Annotated in this window: 17 protein-coding genes; 11 read left to right on the top strand and 6 right to left on the bottom strand. The window is 59.8% G+C overall.

Translation table 11 applies throughout. The features are described from left to right. The first annotated feature begins 18 nt into the window (after positions 1–18). From HZS80_RS21430 to HZS80_RS21410, 5 genes are read left to right on the top strand one after another with little or no spacing between them, the layout of a single operon-like run. Positions 19–564 carry a TRAP transporter small permease gene (locus HZS80_RS21430; protein ID WP_008959742.1) on the top strand — a complete coding sequence of 182 codons (546 nt, stop codon included), beginning with the start codon at positions 19–21 and terminating at the stop codon, positions 562–564. Then, positions 561–1,835, top strand: coding sequence for a TRAP transporter large permease (locus HZS80_RS21425; protein WP_008959741.1), 1,275 nt, complete (start codon positions 561–563; stop codon positions 1,833–1,835). The genes HZS80_RS21430 and HZS80_RS21425 overlap by 4 nt, the downstream gene beginning before the upstream one ends. A gap of 21 nt (positions 1,836–1,856) precedes the next feature. Beyond that, positions 1,857–2,888, top strand: coding sequence for a histone deacetylase family protein (locus HZS80_RS21420; protein WP_035564536.1), 1,032 nt, complete (start codon positions 1,857–1,859; stop codon positions 2,886–2,888). Next, positions 2,885–3,991, top strand: a complete 1,107-nt coding sequence (locus HZS80_RS21415) for a class II histone deacetylase (RefSeq protein WP_179917271.1) — start codon at positions 2,885–2,887, stop codon at positions 3,989–3,991. Before HZS80_RS21420 ends, HZS80_RS21415 begins: the two co-directional genes overlap by 4 nt. After that, positions 3,988–4,941, top strand: a complete 954-nt coding sequence (locus tag HZS80_RS21410) for a branched-chain amino acid transaminase (protein WP_179917270.1) — start codon at positions 3,988–3,990, stop codon at positions 4,939–4,941. The genes HZS80_RS21415 and HZS80_RS21410 overlap by 4 nt, the downstream gene beginning before the upstream one ends. A gap of 155 nt (positions 4,942–5,096) precedes the next feature. Here HZS80_RS21410 and HZS80_RS21405 read toward each other — a convergent pair whose 3' ends face one another. The 6 genes from HZS80_RS21405 to HZS80_RS21380 all read right to left on the bottom strand — a co-directional run bounded on the left by HZS80_RS21405 (position 5,097) and on the right by HZS80_RS21380 (position 12,787). Beyond that, positions 5,097–6,221 carry a pyridoxal phosphate-dependent aminotransferase gene (locus HZS80_RS21405; RefSeq protein WP_179917269.1) on the bottom strand — a complete coding sequence of 375 codons (1,125 nt, stop codon included), beginning with the start codon at positions 6,219–6,221 and terminating at the stop codon, positions 5,097–5,099. Between the two features lie 57 nt (positions 6,222–6,278). After that, positions 6,279–7,658: an FAD-binding oxidoreductase gene (locus tag HZS80_RS21400; protein ID WP_035564530.1), complete on the bottom strand. Its 1,380-nt coding sequence runs from the start codon at positions 7,656–7,658 to the stop codon at positions 6,279–6,281. Positions 7,659–7,693: 35 nt separating this feature from the next. Then, positions 7,694–9,334 (bottom strand): ABC transporter ATP-binding protein, encoded by a 1,641-nt coding sequence (locus tag HZS80_RS21395; RefSeq protein WP_179917268.1) that lies wholly within the window; start codon positions 9,332–9,334, stop codon positions 7,694–7,696. Positions 9,335–9,343: 9 nt separating this feature from the next. Beyond that, positions 9,344–10,177 carry an ABC transporter permease gene (locus HZS80_RS21390; protein WP_008959734.1) on the bottom strand — a complete coding sequence of 278 codons (834 nt, stop codon included), beginning with the start codon at positions 10,175–10,177 and terminating at the stop codon, positions 9,344–9,346. Then, complete coding sequence (locus HZS80_RS21385) at positions 10,174–11,154, bottom strand: ABC transporter permease (RefSeq protein ID WP_035564525.1); 981 nt, start codon at positions 11,152–11,154, stop codon at positions 10,174–10,176. The genes HZS80_RS21390 and HZS80_RS21385 overlap by 4 nt, the downstream gene beginning before the upstream one ends. A gap of 76 nt (positions 11,155–11,230) precedes the next feature. Further along, entirely contained in the window at positions 11,231–12,787 is a 1,557-nt protein-coding gene (locus HZS80_RS21380; RefSeq protein ID WP_035564524.1) for an ABC transporter substrate-binding protein, read from the bottom strand. A gap of 228 nt (positions 12,788–13,015) precedes the next feature. On the opposite strand from HZS80_RS21380, the gene HZS80_RS21375 reads away from it, so the two are divergent. From HZS80_RS21375 to HZS80_RS21350, 6 genes are all read left to right on the top strand, one after another. Beyond that, complete coding sequence (locus HZS80_RS21375; RefSeq protein WP_179917267.1) at positions 13,016–13,741, top strand: GntR family transcriptional regulator; 726 nt, start codon at positions 13,016–13,018, stop codon at positions 13,739–13,741. Further along, positions 13,719–14,741: a histone deacetylase family protein gene (locus HZS80_RS21370; RefSeq protein ID WP_179917266.1), complete on the top strand. Its 1,023-nt coding sequence runs from the start codon at positions 13,719–13,721 to the stop codon at positions 14,739–14,741. The genes HZS80_RS21375 and HZS80_RS21370 overlap by 23 nt, the downstream gene beginning before the upstream one ends. A gap of 71 nt (positions 14,742–14,812) precedes the next feature. Next, on the top strand, positions 14,813–18,478 hold the full coding sequence (locus HZS80_RS21365; protein ID WP_179917265.1) for an ATP-binding protein: 3,666 nt from the start codon (positions 14,813–14,815) through the stop codon (positions 18,476–18,478). Next, complete coding sequence (locus HZS80_RS21360) at positions 18,475–19,110, top strand: condensin complex protein MksE (protein ID WP_179917264.1); 636 nt, start codon at positions 18,475–18,477, stop codon at positions 19,108–19,110. Before HZS80_RS21365 ends, HZS80_RS21360 begins: the two co-directional genes overlap by 4 nt. Beyond that, entirely contained in the window at positions 19,107–20,348 is a 1,242-nt protein-coding gene (locus tag HZS80_RS21355) for a hypothetical protein (RefSeq protein WP_179917263.1), read from the top strand. The genes HZS80_RS21360 and HZS80_RS21355 overlap by 4 nt, the downstream gene beginning before the upstream one ends. Further along, the gene (locus tag HZS80_RS21350) at positions 20,345–21,214 is read left to right on the top strand and encodes a DUF7281 domain-containing protein (protein WP_179917262.1); all 870 of its coding nucleotides are present in this window, start codon (positions 20,345–20,347) and stop codon (positions 21,212–21,214) included. Before HZS80_RS21355 ends, HZS80_RS21350 begins: the two co-directional genes overlap by 4 nt. Positions 21,215–21,331: the final 117 nt, after the last annotated feature.

Genomic DNA, 21,331 nt, shown 5'->3' with positions numbered 1-21,331 from the left:
CCAGCGTGAGGAAAAACCATGAGTGTTTTAACTCCTTTGCGCCGCGTGAGTGATCTCGTCAATCAGGTGGCCATCGTGGTGTGTGTGGGCTGTATCCTGGCGATGCTAGGCATCTCGTTCACTGCCTTTCTCTACAAGCTGATCACCGGTAGCACGCTGAGTTGGACCTACTCGCTGGCGCGGCTGTTTCTGCCCTGGATCGGCTTTCTTTCCATGACGATTTCGCTGCGCTACGGCGAACACGTCGCCATGACCCTGCTGGTTCGCAGCTTGCCCCGCGTGATGGTACAGGTGGCGGCCGGGCTCTGCCTGGCGGTGATCGGCCTATTTGCACTGATGCTGACCTGGTATGGCTGGGACTACTTTATCAGCGCCACTCAGGTTTACATGGTCTCCGATCAAATCCGTATTCCCAGCAAGTTCACCGCCATTGTCATTCCCATTAGCGGGGTGATTATGCTGCTGCACTTGGTGCACGGCTTTGCCCTGCTGGAGCACTTCATCGATGAGCAGGACGTGATTGGCGAACTCATCGACACTACTGACGGGGAGCACCGCTCATGACTCCTGCCATTATTGCGTTTGTCGTGCTGCTGTTTATCGGTGCGCCGGTAGCGGTGGTGATGGCCATGTCGGGGCTCGCGGGCGGCTTTGCGATGGGCGGCGAGCGCATGCTCGGTATTATTGCCGACCGCATGTTCTCCGGCGTCTCCGGCTTTCTGCTGATTGCCGTTCCCTACTTTATTTTCACCGCGGAACTGATGAACCAGGGCGGGCTGACCCACAAGCTGATCGCGTTCAACAATGCGCTGTTCGGCCGGGTGCGCGGGTCACTCTCTCACGTGAATATCTCGGTCTCGGTGTTCTTTGCGGGTCTCACCGGCGCGGCGGTCACTGATACCGTGGCCATCGGCAAAATTATGATCCCCGAGATGAAAAAGCAGGGCTACGATGCCGAATACGCCGCTGCGGTTACCGCCTGTTCTTCCATCATCGGGCCGATTATTCCCCCCAGCGTGGTGATGGTGGTGTACGCCACACTGCTGCGGGATATTTCGGTGATTGACCTGTTTGCCGGTGGCATTATTCCTGGCCTGTTGATGGCGCTGGCGCTACTGGGCGTCAGTTTCTTCCTGGCCTGGAAGCGCAACTACCCGAAACAGGCACCCACACCCTTTAAGGCGGCCATCATCGCGCTGTTAGTCGCGCTGCCTGCCATGGTGGTGCCGCTGATTATCCTCGGGGGGATTCTCTCGGGGCTCACCACGATTACCGAAGCCTCGGGCTTTGCAGCGGTTTACGCCATTGTGATTGGCGTGGTCTTCTACCGTAATCTTACCTGGCGGAAAATTTGGGATTCGCTGGTGACCACGGTGCGCTTCTCCGGGGTAGTGTTTTTTCTGCTGGCAACCTCGGCGGTACTGGGCTGGTTCGTTACCCGCTCGGGCATCGCGAGGGATGCAGCCAGCATGATCACCACTTTTAGCGATGTGGCCTTTGTGCAATTGATGCTGGTGTGTCTGCTACTCTTGGTGATTGGCACCGTGATGGACGTGCTGCCTGCCCTGGTGGTCATTGCGCCGGTGCTGGTGCCTGCGATGATCCAGCTGGGCTTTGACCCGCTCCACTTCGCGATCCTGATGATCGTGGTGCTCAATATCTCCAACGTGACACCGCCAGTGGGGATGACGCTGATGACTGCCGCGCGAATAGCCGAGGTGCCGTACGAACGGGCGATCGTGGCCTCGCTGCCGTTTTACGTGTCGTTTTTAGTAGTGATAGTGCTCCTGGCGGCGTTCCCAGCACTCTCCACCTGGATTCCGTCACTGCTGTAATTTAGCTAAGGACTGCAACCCATGAAGTGTTTTTATCACCCTGACCAAGCGTTGCATGCGCCGCCGACCTTCCTGCTGCGCGGTCAGCCCGTGCCCTCGCCGGAAGGCCCGGTGCGCGCCGAGCTGCTTACCCAGGGGCTAGCAACGGCAGGGCTGACCCTGACCACACCTGCCGAGGCCGATTCGCCTACGCTGCGCAAGCGTCTGGAACAGATCCATACACCGCGCTACCTTACGTTTTTGGACACCATTTACGCTCGCTGGCAGGCGCTGCCCAACGCGGCGGAATTTGTTGCACCCAATATTCACCCTTGCGGCGGTGGTCACCACTACCCGCGTCACCCGATTGGGCAAGCGGGCTGGCATTTGCATGATATGGCCTGCCCGCTAAGTGCGACCAGTTTTCAAGGTGCGCTGGCCTCAGCCGCTAGCGCCGAAGCCGCGGCAGAAGAAGTGCTTAATGGCGCGCCTACGGCCTACGCGTTGTGCCGCCCGCCGGGTCACCATGCCGGGCCGGAGCGCGCAGGGGGCTTTTGCCTGCTGAACAATTCTGCGCTGGCGGCGACCGTGCTGCGTGAACGCTATGGCAAAGTCGCGATCATCGATGTGGATCTCCACCACGGCAACGGCACCCAGGATATTTTTTATCACCGCAGCGATGTCTGGACGGGCTCGCTGCATGCTGACCCCAGCGACTTCTATCCGTTTTTTTGGGGCGGTGCTGATGAAGAGGGCTTTGATGAGGGCGTAGGCGCTAACGTTAATCTACCCTTGCCGGTAGGCAGCGACGGGGATGTCTATCTGGACGCCCTGGCAGTGTTAATCGATCACCTGCAGCGCTATGAACCCGATGCCGTGGTGGTAGCGCTAGGCTTGGACGCCCATAAAGATGACCCGCTCGCGGGGCTCACGGTGGAAACCGAGGCGTTTATCGAGGTAGGAAAACGCTTAGCGGCACTCTCGCTACCCATGGTGATTGTGCAGGAAGGGGGCTACCCCACCGAGCATCTAAGCGCCAACCTGACTGCCTTTATGCAAGGTTTTACAGCATGAGCAGAACCGGTTTTTACTGGCACGAACGTTGCTTTTGGCACGACCAGGGCGCGATAGGGGTATTTTCCGCGCCCGGTGAGTTTTTACAGCCTCAATCCGCCTCGGAAAGCCCGGAGAGCAAACGGCGGCTGAAGAATATACTCGAAGTCAGCGGCCTGATTGACGAGCTGAACGTGGTGAAGCCACCCGCCGCCGAGCTGGATGACCTCCTGCGTTTTCACACCCCGCGTTACCTGGATGAACTGCAGGCGGGGGATCAAGCCCAGGGCGGCAACGGCGGCGACTGTGCACCTTACATGCCCGGCAGTTGGGCGGCGGCCACTCATTCAGCGGGGCTAGCCGTGGCGGCTATTGAGGCCGTGGCGCTGGGGGAGATTAGCAACGCCTACGCCCTATGCCGCCCGCCCGGCCATCATGCGGAAGCCGATCAGGGCCGCGGGTTCTGCCTGCTGGGTAATATCCCCGTGGCGGTGATGCGCGCCCGTGCCTTGGGGCAGGTTAATCGCGTGGCGATACTCGATTGGGATGTTCACCACGGCAACGGTCAGCAGGCGGCGTTTTATAACGAGCCTGAAGTCTTTACGGTTTCTATCCATCAGGCGGCGAACTACCCGCTGGAAACCGGCAGTTTTGACGAGCAGGGCGAAGGCGCAGGCATGGGCGCCAATCTTAACCTGCCGCTGCCACCGGGCTGCGGCCTGGGCGCCTACGCGTACGCCATGGAAAAATTGGTGCTGCCCGCGCTTGAGGCGTTCAAACCTGACCTGATCGTGGTGGCCTGCGGTTACGACGCCTGCGCTAAAGATCCGCTAGGCAAAATGCTGCTCAATAGCCAAGCGTTCGCCACCATGACCGCCCAGCTTGAAGCACTGGCCGAGCGCTGCTGCGCTGGCAAGCTGGTGTTCATTCACGAAGGTGGTTATTCAGAAGGCTATGTGCCGCTCTGCGGCCACGCGGTGATCCAGACTCTGGCGGGTAGCGCGATTGCCGTGCCCGACCCGCAAAACGATGAAATTGCCGCTTGGGGCTATCAGGCCCTGCAACCGCACCAGCAGCTGTTAATCGACGACTGGTGCCAACAGTGGGAGCAACGCAAACAATGACACCGCTTTATGACCGCGATGGCTGGATTTGGCACGATGGTGAATGGCTGGAGTGGCGCGAAGCCAAGGTGCACGTATTCACCCATACGTTGCACTATGGCATGGGCTGTTTTGAGGGTGTACGCGCTTACGCTGGCCCTTCGGGCACGCATCTATTTCGTGCTGCTGAACATACCCGCCGCTTAGCAGAAAGCGCTCATTCGCTGGATATGCCGCTGCCGTTTAGTGAAGCGGAACTTATCAATGCCCAGCGCGAGTGCCTGACCAAAAACGGCCTGAGCAATTCCTACCTGAAACCTACCGTGTTTTTTGGGGCAGAAGGTTTAGGACTACGTGCCCAGGGACTAACGACCCATGTGATGGTGGCGGCTTGGGATTTAGGCCCCTACATTTCACCCCAGGCTGCCGCCCATGGTTTGCGCGCGCTAACCTCCTCTTGGGCGCGCCACCACGTCAATATCAGCCTCTGCCGGGCGAAAACCAACGGCCACTATGTCAACTCGATACTGGCACTGAACACGGCGATCAAGGCCGGGTTTGATGAAACCATCATGCTCGACCCGGAAGGCTATGTGGCTGAAGCCTCGGCGGCTAACGTCTTCTTACTGCGCGATGGCGTGCTGCATACCCCGGAAGTAACGTCGTGTTTGCAAGGCATCACCCGGGATAGCGTTATTCAGCTGGCGCAAAAGGTGCTGGGTATTGAAGTGCGTGAGCGGCGGATTACCCGTGATGAGCTCTACACCGCCGATGAGGCATTTTTAACTGGCACCGCCGCCGAAATACTCCCGCTGCGCGAGCTGGATGGCCGCCGCATTGGGGGTCGCGCTGGCGCACCACCCACCAACGAACCCATCAGCCAAGACAGTGTGACGGCTCAGCTGCAGGGCTTATATCGCCAGGCGGTGCGCGGCGAGCTGGATGATTTCAGGCATTGGTTAACGCCTTAGGGCTAGTGTGGCGGGAAATCAGCATGCCCCGGTGCGAGGGCAGGTTTCCGCGAGGGCGCTGTGAACCCATCCCTGGGCGCTACTTTTTCCATCCCTGGAAAAAGACCCTCGCTCCAACCTGCCCTCGCACCTACTGAGCAGATTTACCCATTTAATCATGCGTGTTCTTTAATAGCCTGTTCGAGAGCATCCAATCTTCCTGGCTCTAGCGCAGCTTGCACGGCGGTAATGCGTATTACATTGGCAAGCTCTGGGTGTGTCAGGCGAGTGACTAATACGCCTTCGGCGAGCAGTTGCTGATGCACCTCGGCGGCGAGTTCGGCGCTGGGTAGGCGAATGCCGATAAAGTTGGTGGCGCTGGGCAACACATCGGCACCCAGTGCGCGAAAGTGCGCTGCCAACTGCTCACGGCGCGCCTTTACATCGGCGACATGCTGATGCACTTCGTCTGGATGATCGAGTACCACTTCGGCGGCGGCCAGGGTCAAGGACGATACCGCGTAGTGAATACGCACCTTCATCATCATCGCCAGAACCTCTGGGTCAGCGATGGCGTAGCCAATGCGCAGGCCAGCCAGCCCGTGGGCTTTAGAGAGCGTGCGCAGGCGAATTACCCCCGGTATTGCTTTAGCAGCGAACTCGCTGTTGGCATCGTCGCGGAAATCTCCATAGGCTTCGTCTAACAATAGCCAGCAGGTGTCGGGCAGCGCCTCGCGCAGCTCAAGAATCGCGCTGTCGCTATGTAAGTGGCCGCTGGGGTTATCCGGGTTGGCAAGATACACCAGTCGCGCGTTTTCCTGATGGGCAGCGGCGGCCAGAGCTTCCAGGTCGGGGGCCAGCACGCCGGGCGCTTCATAATAGCTGGGCTCCACCAAACGACAGCCCTGGCCTTTGGCAAAATAGCCCAAGGTGGGGTAGGTGCCTGCGGTGCTCACCACGGTTTCCCCCAGTTCGCAGGTGGTGCGCAGGGCCAGGGCGATTAAACTATCGGCACCGGCATCTACCAGCAGCGTTTCCAGCGGAATACCTTGCTGAGCACTCAAGCGCTGACGCACGCCCAGCGCTTCAGAATCGCCGTAGCAGTAAACGTGTTCGGCTAGGGCATCGCCAAAGTGTTGACGCAGGGCACGGTGGGGCATATCCAGGCCTTCGTTGGAGCCCAGCCGGTGGGGGATTTCCCGGCCAAGTCTGCGCTCCAGCACCTTAATGCCCGGAAACGGATTAACAGGGCCTTCACTCAGTAAGTGGTTGGGGTAACGGGGCGTGCTTTGAGAAGGCATAACGATTCCTAAAAACGATATTCAAATCAGTATTGACGATTAGCGTAGCGCGTTGATTTAAAGCACTTTGCCGGGGTTTAACAGATTAAGCGGGTCGAACGCTTGCTTGAGCGACTGCATCAGCGCGATTTCATCGCTAGAGCGGCAGGTACTCAGCCAGGGGCGCTTTTCCAGGCCAATGCCGTGCTCGGCAGAGACCGAGCCACCCAGCGCCGCCAGCGGTTGATAAACCATCGCTTCCACTTCACGGCGCACTTCGGGATCGAAGCCTCCCACGCTAACGGAAATATGCAGGTTGCCATCGCCCAGGTGACCAAACACCACCAAACGGGCAGCTGCCCAGCGCTGGGTTAGCTGCGCTTCCAAGGCATCGGTATAGCGCTGCATATCGGCAATGGGCAGGCTGACATCGAAGGTGAGTACCGGCGCCAGGCCTTTGACCAGCCCCTCAATATCTTCTCGAATGGCCCATAGCCCATCGCGCTGGGTAGTCGATTGGGCAATCACCGCATCGACAATCAGCTCGCGCTCTAACGCACTTTCTAATGCTTCGCTGAACTGGGTGGCATTGCGCTCAGCGTCGCTGCCCAGGGACTCAATGATCACATAAAACGGGTGCTCGGTGGCAATCGGCGGAGTGTGGCGGCCCAGGGTTTCGGTGAGGAGCCGGTAGTGGTTTTGCCACATCACTTCAAAGGCACCCAGGCTGCCGCCAAGCGCTCTGCCCATATGGCTGAGTAGACCGGTTAACGCCTCAAACGAAGGGCAGGCCACCATCGCCGTTTGCTCGCTGGGAGTGGGTGGCTGTAGCCGCAGTACCGCGCGGGTCACAATGCCCAGAGTGCCTTCGCTGCCGATAAACAGCTGCTTTAAATCGAAACCGGCGTTGTTTTTCAGCATGCGGTTCAGGGAACTGACCACGCGGCCATCAGCCATCACCGCCTCAAGCCCTAACACCTGCTGGCGCATCATGCCGTAGCGAATTACCCGAACGCCACCGGCGTTGGTGGCGATATTGCCGCCAATGGTGCAACTGCCCCGAGCACCGAGATCCAGCGGGAACTGCAGGCCGACCTCTTTAGCCGCCTCCTGCACCCGTTGCAACGGCGCGCCTGCCTGCACGGTGAGGGTACCGCCTACTTGATCGATCTCTTCGATCTCGGTCATGCGTTCTAAGGAAATCACCAGCTCATCCGGGCTCGCTTCTGCGCCGTGAACCAGGCCGGTGAGGCCGCCGTGAGTCACCACTGGCTGCTGCACTGCGTGGCAGGCCTGCATGACGGCGGCGACTTGCTCCGTATCCGCCGGGCGAACAATCGCCCCAGCCTGGCAGGGCGCGCCGGTCATCCAATCCACGCGTCGGCTGTGCACATCGTCGCCGGTCAATACATGGGCGGGGCCAACAATAGCGCGCAGCGCCTCCAGGGTTATTTGCATGTGTTTTCCTTAGCTTGTCTTTCCTATCCGATAAACTACGCTGTTGCCGCCACGGGGGCTTCGCGGCCGGGAATCGCCTTGAGCAGATCCTGGGTATACGCCTCTTTTGGGGCGAGGAAAATCTGCTCGGCGCTGCCTTGCTCGACGATGCGCCCATGCTGCATCACCACAATGCGGTCACAAATATGCGCGGCGACGCGCAGATCGTGGGTGATGAACAGCAGCGACAATGAAAGCCGCTGTTTTAACTCTTCCAGCAGTTCCAGCACTTGGGCCTGAATCGATACATCCAGCGCCGAGACAGCTTCATCCGCCACGATCAGCTCAGGGTTAAGCGCCAACGCTCGGGCAATGCCAATACGCTGACGCTGGCCGCCGGAAAACTCGTGGGGAAAGCGCTCCACGGCGCTGGCGCCCAAGCCCACCATATCCAGCAGCTCGCCCGCCTGTTTAAGCGCCGCGGCTTTGGGCGTGCCGTTGGCAATCGGCCCCTGAGCGATCGCCATGCCCACTTTGGTGCGTGGGTTGAGCGAAGCGTAAGGGTCTTGGAATATCATCTGTACCCGGTGGCGTTCCCGGCGCAGCGCATCACCCTTGAGCTGGGAAAGATTCACCCCATCCAGCAGCAGCTCGCCGCTGTCCGGGTGCTCCAAGCGCACCACGCAGCGCCCGAGAGTGGACTTTCCTGAACCGGATTCGCCTACGATGCCCACGGTTTCACCGCGGGCGAGGGTGAGCGAGACATCCTCTAGGGCACGCACTTCGCGGGAAGGTTTAAGGAATCCGCCTCGGGAGCGAAAGACCTTATTGAGCTGCTTGATCTCCAGCAGCGGGGCGACCTGGCTGGTCTCCCGGTGGGGCGGCACCGCATTGCTGGGAATCGCGGCAATCAGCGCTTGGGTATAGGCGTCTTGCGGGTTCTCAAGCACCGACTTGGCGTCCCCCAGCTCGACGATCTTGCCGTGGCGCATGACGCAGACGCGGTTGGCGATTTCGGCCACCACGCCAAAGTCGTGGGTGATAAACATCACCGACATGCCGCGCCGCTGCTGAAGGTCGCGAATAAGCTCCAGAATCTGCGCCTGAGTCGTCACATCCAGCGCCGTGGTGGGCTCATCGGCAATGAGCAGAATGGGCTCCAACGCCAGCGCCATGGCGATCATGACCCGCTGGCGCTGGCCGCCGGAAAGCTCGAACGGGTAGGCGCGAATGGCTTTCTCCGGCTGTGGAATGCCCACTTCGATTAACAGCTCCAGCGCGCGGGCTTGACGCTCTTTGGGGTTGAACTGGCCGTGGGCCTCAAACACCTCGGCAATTTGCGCGCCTACCCGCATCAGTGGGTTAAGGGCGGTCATCGGCTCCTGGAAGATCATGCCAATTTTTAGCCCGCGCAGGGCGCGGTGCTGCTTTTCCGTCAGGGCAAGTAAATCCTGCCCTTCAAAGAGTATCTCGCCATGGGTGGCGTTCACGCCTTTGGGCAGCAGCCCCATCACGGCGTTGGCGGCCATCGATTTACCGGAGCCGGACTCGCCCACCACGCACATGATTTCGCCGCGCTTCACCTCGTAGCTCACATCCTCTACCGCCAGGGCGCGATCCGCCCCTTTAGGGAGCGCAATGTTCAGATCGCGAATGCTGAGGACGGTGTCAGCCGATTGATTCTCTGTAATAGGCATATAAAGTCCTTAGCGCTCGCGTGATAGTTTGGGGTTCAGTGCGTCGTCTAACCCTTCACCCACCAGGTTTAACGCGAGTACGGTGAGCAGAATCGCCACCCCGGGGAAGAAACTTAGCCACCACGCCTGACGAATCACCGTTCGCGCAGCGCCGATCATATAGCCCCAGGACATCACGTTAGGGTCGCCCAAACCGAGGAACGACAACGCCGACTCCAGCAAAATCGCGGTGGCCACCATGAGCGATGCCAGCACGATAATCGGTGACAGCGTATTGGGCAGAATCTGGCGCAGAATGATCGTCGTGTTGGACTGGCCCACCAGGCGTGCCGCTTCCACGTATTCCCGGTTGCGCAGCGACATAAACTCGGCGCGCACCAAACGAGCCACCGGCGGCCAGCTGACAATCGCAATCGCCAGCACGATGGAGGTGATGCTGGGCTGCATAATGGCCACCAGCACAATCGCCAGCGCGAAGTTGGGAATGGTCTGGAAGAACTCGGTAAAGCGCATCAATACATCATCGATGATGCCGCCATAGTAGCCAGCAATAGCACCAAGCGGTACCCCAATCAGCAGCGCCACGCTGGTTGAGACTAGACCGATCAAAAGCGACACCCAGGCCCCGTGCATTAAGCCTGAGGCCACGTTACGCCCCATGGTGTCGGTGCCCAGGGGAAAGCCATCTTGCGAGAGCGGCGGTAAAAAGGGGCGCTGCACCATGCGCCAGGGCGATTCAGGAAACAGCAGCGGCGCCAGTATCGCCATGGCGATAATCAGCAGCAGGATGATCAGGCCGACGAGGGCGCCACGGTTTTGCGCGAAGCGTGCGAAAAAGCTCATGCGGCCCCCTTCTTGATGCGTGGATCAGCCAGGCTGTAGACCAGATCAGTGATGATATTGAAGACGATGACCAGGGCCGCCGAGAAGAAGAAAATGCCCAGCAGCAGGTTGTAGTCGCGCTGCTGCAACGCTTCGAACATCAGCCGCCCGATGCCAGGCCAGGCAAACACGGTTTCAGTTAGAATGGCGCCGCCGACCATCTGCCCCGCCTGCAGGCCCGCTAACGTGATGATCGGTAGCAGGGCGTTACGCAACACATGACGGCGCTGAATAATGCTCGGTTTCAAGCCTTTGGCGCGGGCGGTTTTGACGTAATCCTGCTGCGCGGCATCCAGCATTGAAGTGCGCGTCATGCGGGTGTAAATCGCCATAAAAAATAGCGCTAAGGTGGTCGCTGGGAGCACCAGATGTTTGGCAACATCGAGCACCAGCGCAAACCCCGTATGGCCTGCCCCCACGGTGTAAAGACCGTAGGCGGGCAGCCAGCCCAGGTAGACGGAAAACACCACCACCGACATCAGTGCGACCCAGAACAACGGCGTGGCGTAGAACACCAGCGCCAGCGCCATGATCAGTGAGCCAGAGGGTTTCTTGACCCGTGACGCGGCCATGGAACCCGCCACGATGCCCAATACCAGCGAAAGCACAAAAGCGGTGCCGGTGAGCAGTAGGGTGGCGGGTAAGCGCGCCATAATCAGATCAAAGACTGGGACGCCCAATCGGTAGGAGTAGCCAAAATCTAGCATGGCGATACCCGACACGTAGCGCCACAGCTGCACGTACATCGGCTGATCGAGCCCAAACCGCTCGCGCAGTTGGTTGAGAAACTCCTGGTCGGCGGCACCCGCTTCGCCAGCCAGAATCGCGGCCGGGTCACCGGGGGCCAGCTGAATCAGCAGGAAGTTAAAAATAACGATTAAAAACAGCACAATCACGGCTTTAAACAGCCGCATTAGAATGAGGCGCGCGTAAACCATAAGTCGTTTCCTGACGAATACCTTCAAGACATAGCTTAAAAACCCAGGTAGCTCGCGCTACCTGGGTGGCTTGGGGTTAGCGATCTAGCCAAGCATCTTTAAAGCCGTCGTTGACGCCCACGCCGGAGGTGACGAGGTTCTGCACATCACAGCGGTACAGGGTCGGGAAGCCCAGCTCCATCAGCCAGCCAACGGGCACATCTTCATGGAGGATTTCCTGTACTTCGCGGTAAAGTTTTTCGCGCTCTTCGTCGGGGAAAGCCGTGGCGGCCTCGTTGAACAGTTCGTCCACACGCTCGTTTTCGTAACCTTCCACGTTATTCCAGGGCGACCCCTTGGCGATGTTGTCGGAAAGGTAGGTGCGTGAAATACCTAGTGCAGGGTCGCCGTACTGGTAGAGATAGGTAAAGGCGAGATCGTAATCCCAATCGCCCAGGCGCTGGTTCCAGCCGCCCACGTCGGTGGCTTGGGTTTCAACGTTAATGCCCACTTCACGCAGGTTCTGCTGCACGGCTTCGGCCCAACGCGTCCAGGTTTCACCGTAGGGCAACGGCAGGATCGTGATCTCTTCGCCGTCGTAGCCCATTTCATCCAGCAGCTCACGGGCGCGTTCGGGGTTGTGATCGTAGGGTTCCAGGTCATCATTCTGGAAGCGTGCATTGGAGCCAAAGGCGGAGAGCGGTACATTGCCCAGACCGTTCCACAGAACATCTTTGGCGAACTCGCGATCCATGGCGTACATCACCGCTTGGCGGAAGCGCTTATCAGCGGTGGGCCCTTCGCGGTTGTTCATCCACAGCATGGCGAAGGGGCTGAAGTACTCGTGGCCCTCTTCGGTCATGCAAACGTTATCCATCTCGGCCAGGCGGGGAATATCGAAGTTCTCGACAGTACCGCTGGGCAGCACGTCAATGGTCTCGTTCTCGAACGCCACCGCACGGGAGGCGCCGTCAGGAATGATGTGCCAGTTCACGCCATCAAGGTAAGGCAGGCCTTCTTCGTAATAGTCATCATTTTTAACCAATTCGATCACCGTGCCGCGCTCCCAGTTGGAGAACTTAAACGGGCCGGTACCGATGGGGTGGTCATTATGCTCGTTATCGCGGAAGTCGGTGCCCGCGTAGAGGTGCTCGGGCACCATGGTGAAAGTGCCTGCTTCAAAGGAGAGCAGGAAAGGGCCGAAAGGCTGCTTTAGGGTAAACACCACCGTGTGATCGTCGGTGGCTTCGATGCTTTCCACATGCTGCAGCACGGCGCGGGCGCTGGGGTTCAGCTCGCGGTGGAAAACATCCGCGGAGAACACTACATCGTCAGCGGTGAAGTCTTCGCCGTCGTGCCAGGTTACGCCTTCACGCAGATGGAAGGTGTAGGTGCGGCCATCGTCGCTAACCTCCCACGACTCCGCCAGTTGCGGCATAGGTTCAAGGTCGGTGGAGTAACGCAACAGGCCTTCGTAGATATTGCCCGAGACGGTACGTGTGGGCGCGTTCTGAACCATGCCCAGTACCAGGCCAGGCGGCTCCGGCTGGATAATGGTGTTAACCACACCGCCCTCTTTAGGGTCATCGGCCAGGGCGGCGGATGTGAAAGCGAGTGCTGCAGCGGAAATAGCCAAAGCTAAAGGTTTTTTCATGTTTCCTGCTCCTCGGTTATTAGCACGTAATGAGGTTACGTCGTCGTTAGGCGAGCGAGGCGTGGCGTGTCCGGCCCAGTTGTGGTGGTTATTGGGGGCCTTTTTTGAACCTTGCACTTTGAACTTAGCAGCATGAGGTAAAACTGTCGACAGTCGGCAATCGTTCGTCGACAAAAAGCTATTTTTCGCCATACTGAGAAAACGTGTCATACCCCTTGAGTGATTTTTATGGCCTCATCAATGGTGGCTCCCAGGGCCTTTATCCAGCAGCAAAACCTTGTCGAGCAAGTTGCCGACTATTTGACCCAAGCGATTATTCAGCAACACTTTTTACCCGGCGAACGGCTCTCGGAAGTACAGCTTTCCCGTGACTTGGGCGTTAGCCGTGCACCGGTTCGCGAGGCCGCTCGTTTGTTGGAAAGCCGTGGCTTATTAATATCAAAACCACGCCGCGGCTTTTTTGTTCGCGCGTTGAATGCCGTTGAACTCGAAGATGTGTTTGATTTGCGGCTATGCCTTGAGCGCCATGCCATTGACCGCCTGGCAGAGCGCTATACGCCTGAAGCCCAGCGTGCGCTTAAGCAACAGGTAGAGGTGCTTTGCGAGGCCGCAGCCGGTAACGATGGCACGCGTCGGATTGAAGAGGATCTTCAGTTCCATCGCCTGATGCTGCACTACGCAGGCAACGAGCGACTGTTGCGCGCCTTCGACGATTTAACCCATGAACTGCGCCTATGTATCACTTTAATCACCAAAACCCATGAAGCCCCCGACACCATCGCCACCAGCCACTTTATGCTACTCGACGCGCTGAATAGCGGGAGCCCGGCCGAATGCCGTGAGGCGATTGATTACCACATAGGCGTTGCCCGCAAATTTGTAGTGAAGGGTGTGGGCGAAACCGGAGATAGTTCTGATGAAGATAGTGCCGATGAAGACGTTCTTTCACGCTGATCAGTGTCTGCATCAGCCGCAAACCTACTTCTCCCGTGGCAAGATGCGCACGCCTCAGGAAGTGCCAGAGCGGGCTACTCAGCTGCTGGCGGCCGCCAAGCGGCTAGGTTTTGCTATTCAAGCGCCCGCAGATCATGGCGTGGCGCCGCTAAGAGCGGTTCATTCGCTGCCCTATCTTCGCTTTCTCGAAAGTGCCCACCGGCGCTGGCACACGCTTGAAGAAGACTGGGGTGAAGAAGTGATCTCCAACATCTTCGTGCGTTCGCCCAACGCTTTGCGCGGCATCTTGGCGGAAGCCGGGCGTTATCTAGCTGACGGTAGCGCCCCGGTGGGCCAGCACACTTGGCAGTCGGCTTACTGGTCGGCGCAAAGCGCGGTCGCCGGGGCGGAGGCTCTGATAGCCGGTGATCAATTTGCCTATGCACTATCGCGCCCGCCGGGCCACCACGCGGGCATCGACTCCGCCGGCGGCTTCTGCTTTCTCAATAACGCCGCCATTGCCGCGCAGCGCCTCACCTCGCGCTACCCCCGCATCGTCGTGCTCGACCCTGATATGCATCACGGGCAGGGCATTCAGGAAATTTTCTACCAGCGCGACGATGTGCTGTATATCTCGATTCACGGCGATACCACCAACTTCTACCCCGCAGTGACCGGCTTCGAAGACGAGCGCGGGCAGGGCGCCGGGCTGGGCTATAACCTCAACCTGCCAATGCCCCATGGATCAGAGGAGTCAGTGTTTTTTGACCGCCTGGAAGAAGCCTGCCAAGCCATTCGCCTGTTCGAACCGGACGCCATCGTGCTGGCGCTGGGGTTCGATATCTACGAGCTTGACCCTCAAGCCAAGGTCGCCGTTTCTACCATGGGTTTTGCGGAACTTGGCCGCCGGGTAGCGGGCCTGAACGTACCCACGCTGGTGGTACAGGAGGGCGGTTACTACCTGGAAGGGCTGGAAGCCAATGCGGTGAGTTTTTTTGAGGGGCTGCTGGGTAAGGCGTAATCAGTAAGACAAGCCATCAAAGTGTCTGGCAAGATAGTCGCTTTCGAATCTCTATCGATCAAGGACACGGCATGGCCCACCTGCTACGCATCGTGATGATTCACGGCCACCTGGAAGGGGTGGTGGAACTGAGTGTGGACGGTCACACCAATATTTGCGGCACCAACGCCTCCGGTAAAACCACGCTACAGCGCTTGGTACCGGTGTTCTACGGCGAATTACCCAACAAAGTCGTGCCCAAAACGCGCATGAAGTTCGATGCGTTTTACCTGCCCCACCGCAACAGTTACCTGGTGTACGAATACCGCCGCGAAGCGGGCAATATCTGCCAGGCGGTGCTCACGCGTAAACAAGAAGGCGGGGTGGAGTACCGCTTTGTCGGCGCGCCCTATCAGCCGGAAGACTATTTGGTGGAAAGCGACGCGGGCGTGGCGGCGCTGGACTACACCCAGTGGGCCAGCGGCCTGCGGCGCAACGGCACGCCGGTGTCGCCCAAGCTGTCTGCTACCTCTGAATTCCGCTCGGTGATCCAGAACGATTTTACCCAGCTGCACGGCAACAGCCGCGATGGTCTCAAGCTGCGCCAGATCGCCGCGCAGTTCAGCCTGGTGAAACCCGAGCGGCGCATCCGCCATATCGAAAAGCTGGTCTCGGCTGTGCATGCCAAAGAGGGCAAGATGGACACCCTCAAAACCATGCTGGCGGCGATTTTCGAAGAGGATGGCGTTGAACTCCCGGTGACTCGGATTCGCAACACCAAGGCCCGGGAGTGGATTGCCCAGATGCGCCAATCCATGCGCCTTGAACCGCTGCAGGCCTCTCTCGCCCGGCTCGCCGGTATCGATCGTGAACTCGCCGACCTGGATGCTACGCTGTGGCAACTGAAGCCCCAACTGGAAGACGACCGCCAGCAAGTAGAGCGGCAAATGGCCGATGTGGATGCCGAACTGGCTCGCCATCAGCGCGAGTTCCAGCAGCGGGAGAGCGACTACAGTGAGGCGCGGGATAAGCTGAACGACCGCCACAGCGAAGTGGTCAGCGATTTGCAGCAGACCCAGCGCCGCCTCAACGACCTGCAAACCCAGTATGAGCAATACGCCGATGCGGACATGCCTGCCCTGGAGCGCGACATCAATGCGCTGCCCCAATGGCGGGAGCAGCGCGACCAGCTGCGCACCCACCTGAACGTCATGCAGGACGCAGTAAAAGAAAGCCAGGCGCGCCTGGACGGGCGGCTGCGCGAATTGTCTGAGGCGCTGGCCCGCCAGACCCGTGAATCCCAGGAGCTGATCGACGCCCTGGTCGAAGAGAAAGCCCTGCGCCGGGAGCAGCAGTGGGAGTCCGAACAGCAGCTCAACGAGCGTTACCAGCAGGAGCGCCAACGCCTGGAGGGCGAGTATCAGGCCCAGCTGGAGCTAGGTGTTGAGCAGCTAGCCGAGCTAAAAGCGCAGCTCTCGCTTTCGACCCAGACCGCCGAAGAGGCCAGTGAAGCGGAGCTTGCCCAGGCGCGCCTGGATCAAGCCCAGCAGGAGCGCAACGCATCAGCCGCCACCCTGGATGGCCTGCGCCGGGAGTTTGAAAGTCGCAAACGCGAACGTGACAGTGCCGAACAGCAACTGGTGCAACTTCGCCAGCAGTTGGAGCGCGCCGAGCAGCGCTGCTTTGCACTCTATCAACAGCGCGACCCGGAGCAGGGCAGCCTGCGACACTTCCTGCGCTACCATCGCCCCGGCTGGGAGCAGCAGCTAGGCAAGGTGATTGCCCCGGAGCTGCTGGAGCGGCGTGACCTCGCCCCGCAGCTGGCGGAAGGCGCGAGCGATGACCTGTTCGGGCTGGCGCTGGATCTTTCCGCCATCGCCCTGCCGGATTACGCCCAGGACGAAGCCAGCCTGCTGGCCGCCATCGAAGAAGCCGATAGCGCCAAGCGCCGGGTGCAAACGGAGAGCCAAGCCGCCGAGAAAGCGCTCAAGCAGCAAAACGAGCGGGTGCAGCAGGCCGATGAAGCCCAGGATCATGGCCGCATGGCCCACAAACGCGCCGAGCAGGAAGTCGAGTTTGCGATAGAGGCCCGCCGCCAGCAGCAGGAGCGCCATACCAAGCGCCAGCAGGAGCGCCGCACTGCTCACCAAACTGCGTTAGCCAGCCAAGAGCAGGCGCAAAAGGAGCTGCGCGAAGAGAAGCAGCAGGCGCTCGCCGCCCTTAGCGAGACCCATCAAAGCCAGCTATTAGAGCTAAAAGCCGACGGCCAGAGCCAGGTGGATAGCCTGGATGCCCAGTTGCGCCAGTATAAACAGCAGTTGAGCGACGCCAACAGCGAGCACCAGCGCCAGCGCGCGGAACTGGAAGAGGCCTTTAGCCAGGAACTGGCCGAGCAGGGCGTCGACCCCGCCAAGCTAAAAGATACCAAGGAGCGGCTGGCAAGCCAGGATGAACGCATTCGCGTCACCGCCGCCCGCCAGGATGAACTCACCGAATACACCCGCTTTATGCGCGTGGAGTGGGGGCAGCACAAGCCGCAGCTGGTCGCCCAGGAGGCAGAGCTGGAGCAGGTCGAACAGCAGCTTCAGCGTGATAAGGAGCGGTTGAAAAACGACTTCCAGGCCGCGCGCAAAACCCACCAGAGCATGGTCAGCACGCTGAAAACCCAGCGGGAGAGCGAATACGCCTGCCTGGAAGCCTTGAAGCCGCTGCTCACCCAGTTGGAAAGCCTTGCCATCGAGCCCGACGGCCAAGCGCCCGGCACGCCACTGGGCGATGTGGACGAGCGCATTGAGCGCGCCCGCCAGGCGCTGGGCAATCGCCACCAGCTCATCGAGCAACTGCGCCGTGGCTGCCTGGAGGTGGAAAGCCAACTGATCAAGGACGCCAGCAGCGGCTTCGCCGAAGCGCTGGAGAGCGAGCGCAGCAAACTGCAGAGCGACAACCCGCGCCTACAGCTGCCGCTACTGCGCGACATGCTCAAACTGCTCGAAGATCAACAGCAGCAACTGATTCAGGAAGGGCGCAACCTAAGCGACGACCTGGATAAGTTCTTCACCGTGTTCCGCGATTTGAACCGCCGCATCAGCGCCCAAAGCCGCCGACTCTCCGAAGAGGTCGCCGACGACCTGCGCCTGGAAGGCATCACCAAGGCCGAAGTGCGCATCCAGTCCACCATCGATGAACTGGGCTTCTGGGAGCCGCTGAAGCTGTTCGCCCAGCGCTATAAAGAGTGGCGGGAATCCGGACAGACGCTACCCAGCGACGACTACCTCAATGCCCTGGCGGACGTGGTCGATTTGCTGCGCAGCGACCAGCAATACAGCTTCGAAAGCCTGCTGCGCTTGGAGCTACACCTGAACGAAGGCGGCACCGATCTAGTGATCAAAAACGACCGTCAACTGCTGGAGTCCTCCAGCCACGGCATGGCGTATCTGATTCTGTGCAAGTTCCTGCTGGCCTTTACCCGCCTGCTGCGCGGCGATGCGGAAATCGCCATTCACTGGCCCATCGATGAGATCGGCACCCTGGCGTACCACAACGTCGAAAAACTCTTCGACGCCTGCGATAGCAACCGCATTCATATCGTCGGCGCGTTTCCCAACCCCGAATCCGATGTGCTGCTGCTGTTCGCCAACCGCTACCTGATTGATCGCGATGAGGCCAACCCCAACAAGCGGGTATTAAAACGCATCGAGCCACGGCTAAGCCGCCTGGCCGAACGGCTCCAGGAACGTCAGCAGGAGGTGACGGTATGATCGAACATGGCCCACTGCTAGAGCGCCTGCTGGCCGGGGAGTTTGTCTGCCCGATCAGCGATGAGAGCGGCTATCGTCATCTCACCAATGAAGAGACCCGGGAGGAGATCGATACCTACCTGCGGCCGCTTAACCGCCGTTTGGCTAGCAATGAAGATGGCAGCGTCTATTTTCTGGCCTGGCGTCAGCTCAATGACAACGCTCGGGATCAGCTCTCCCGCCAGCTCGGCGATACCCTCAATAGCCTGCTGCCGCTGCTGGAGTGGCTGCAGCTGGTTCAAGAGGCCCTGGGCCGGGATACCCTGGCCGCCCCCGGCGATGTGCTCAAGCCCGCCGAGTTCAGCGCCAAGTGCGAAGACAATCAAAGCCTGCGCGAACGCCTGGAGCGCTTGGCCACCGACAGCTTTTTTGGCTCGCAAAGTGACCAGCTCGATGCCCAGGTAAAGCAGGTCTTCAAGCGCCTGAAAGAGCACGGCTACCTGCTCCAGCCCCATTCAGAGCGGCAGGTATTTGTGGTCACCGGCAAGATCGACTACCTGGTGGATCTGGTGCGCTTTATTCGCGATGAAGAGAACCTGCCCATCGAAGAGGGCAGCGAGGAGGGCTCTGGCGCTCAGGAGGCCCTTCTGTGAGTGCTAGTGAGCATGCACTAGAAAGCCGCCTGCTAAAAACCGGCAGCGAACGGTTGGCGCTGCTCGGCAAGCACGCCGATGTACTGATGCAGGCCTATACCCGCGATGAAGTGCCGCTGGAATCGCTCAGCGATAGCGCCCTGCGCAAACTGCTGGCGGCGCGCATCCTATGGCGGCCGGATGAGCAGAGTGGCGTGAAGCTGGCGCCCAAAGTGCGCGAACTGATCGCCGAGATGCTCGCCGACGAGACCCGCCGCCATGTGAATGCCGACGTAGCGGAAACCCTGGAGCTGATTCGCGCCCTGGTACACAGCTACCGGGAGGCGCGTAGCCGCGGCGAACACTGGCGGCTGGAGCAGCAGTTGATGCGCCTGCGCCAGGAAGTCGACGACCTGAACGGGCGCTTTGCCGATGCCATCGACAGCTTATGGCAGCGGCTGAATAGCGATTTTGGTTTCGTCAGTCAGCTCAACGACAAAATCCGCGAAAACGACCGCGCCCAGAAGCAGATCGCGAGGCTGCTGGATGGCCTGGCGCTGATCGACTTCGACGAGCTGATCGAGCTAGTGGGCAGCGACGGCAGCCTGCGCAAGCTATTGATCAGCCAGCTCCAGCAGCAGTTAAGCAACCACTACACCGGCCTGCGCGAAGTGCAGCGCCGCTTGATCGAACTGATGGCGCGCTTTCGCAAGCAGCAGGCGCGCAGCCGCCTGATCAGCGGCATGGCCGCCTTTATGCGCGAACACCCCGGCTTTGTGCCGGGCAACTACGCCCGCCGCAGCGAGGTGCCAGGGCTGGTCAATCAAGCCGCACCGCTAAGCGCCGCGGCCGCCCCGGCGCTGGATCGCAACCTGGATAGCCGGTTGCTCGCCGAGCTGCTGCACCAGCTACCCCAACCGCGCCACACCACGCAAACCGTTGAAGCCGCGGCCCCAGCCCAAGCCCAAGAGAGCAGCCTAGCCGCCGCCCGCCAGCAGGCGCTCAAGCAGGATGTGGAGCACTTCTATTTGAGCGTGATCGACCAACCCCAGGCGGAGCCGGTCAGCGCCCTTGAGTACCTACACGAAAGCCCGCTGGAATGGCCGGAGGAAATCTGGCTCTTCCAGGTGATTTCCGAATACCAGGGCCTGCCGCGCAGCGACCAGAAAGCGTTTCGGCTCAAACAGCAGGAGAGCCAGGCCAGCCAATTCAACCACCTGCGCCTGATCCACGATGTAGAACTGCAGCTGGCCGTATGAACCTACCCAGCCGCGCACGCAATGGCCTTAACGGCGTCGCCCGCGAACTTCTTCGCCAGCCCACGGTGGAGAAGCCGCGCCGCCAATGGGTAGACGACGTAGTGGCCTGGTGCCACCAGCACGACATTGACCTGGCCTCGCGAATCAACAGTAAAGCGCTGCGCTTTGACGCCACATTGCTGGCTCAGATTAATGACGTACTCGAAAGCGCCCGCCTGGCACCACTAGGCCGCTCACTCAGCGGCCTGACCAGCAGCGCCCAGGCGAAAGAGGGCGTGGAGGAAGACAAAGCAACCCGCGAAAGCCCCCGTGCGCGGCGAGTCCTCGTCAGCTTTCCACCGCAGCCAATAGCAGGGCTTGCCAACGAGCCACGGGCTATTCGCGATGTAGATGTAATGGGGCTAAAGCTGAGCGCATTCAGCGCCCTGGTGCAGGTCGAAAACCTGGACAGCTTCTATGACTTTTCGCCGGAACTACCCGCGCTAAATAGCTACGTAAACCCGCTGGTCGTTTACCGCGGCGACAGTCATTACGGCGGCGGTTTTGCGTTACTCGCCGAGGCTTGGCACAAAACCCGCCGAACACATATCTACGCTGGTGACTTCGATGTAAAAGGCGTCACGCTAGCGCTCGACAGCAATGCCACTCACTTACTCTTACCCACCATCGAATGGCTCACTCAACATGCCACGCCGCTGCACGTGCCTGCCGAACAGTTTTCCTACCAGCGCAGGCTGCGCAAACACCTCGCGGCACTGCCCGCCGCCAATCCATTGCGCGAGTACTTAAGGCTGCTGCTGGAAAAACAGAAAGGGTTAAAGCAGCAGTGGTTTGGTGGGGCGATGGTGTGTGTGGCGCTTGGCTAGCCCGGATTTCTCACAGGGTATAAAAGAAAGCGGCTGAAAGTGTTAACGTTTCAGGGCCTTACACCAAAAACCAACACCAACAGCCGCTTCCAAAATGGTACCTGAAAAGCTGACCTT

Source organism: Vreelandella glaciei, assembly GCF_013415125.1.
Lineage (GTDB): Bacteria > Pseudomonadota > Gammaproteobacteria > Pseudomonadales > Halomonadaceae > Vreelandella > Vreelandella glaciei.
The sequence above is the reverse complement of the archived record's forward strand: the minus strand, read 5'-3'. Positions and strand labels throughout refer to the sequence as shown.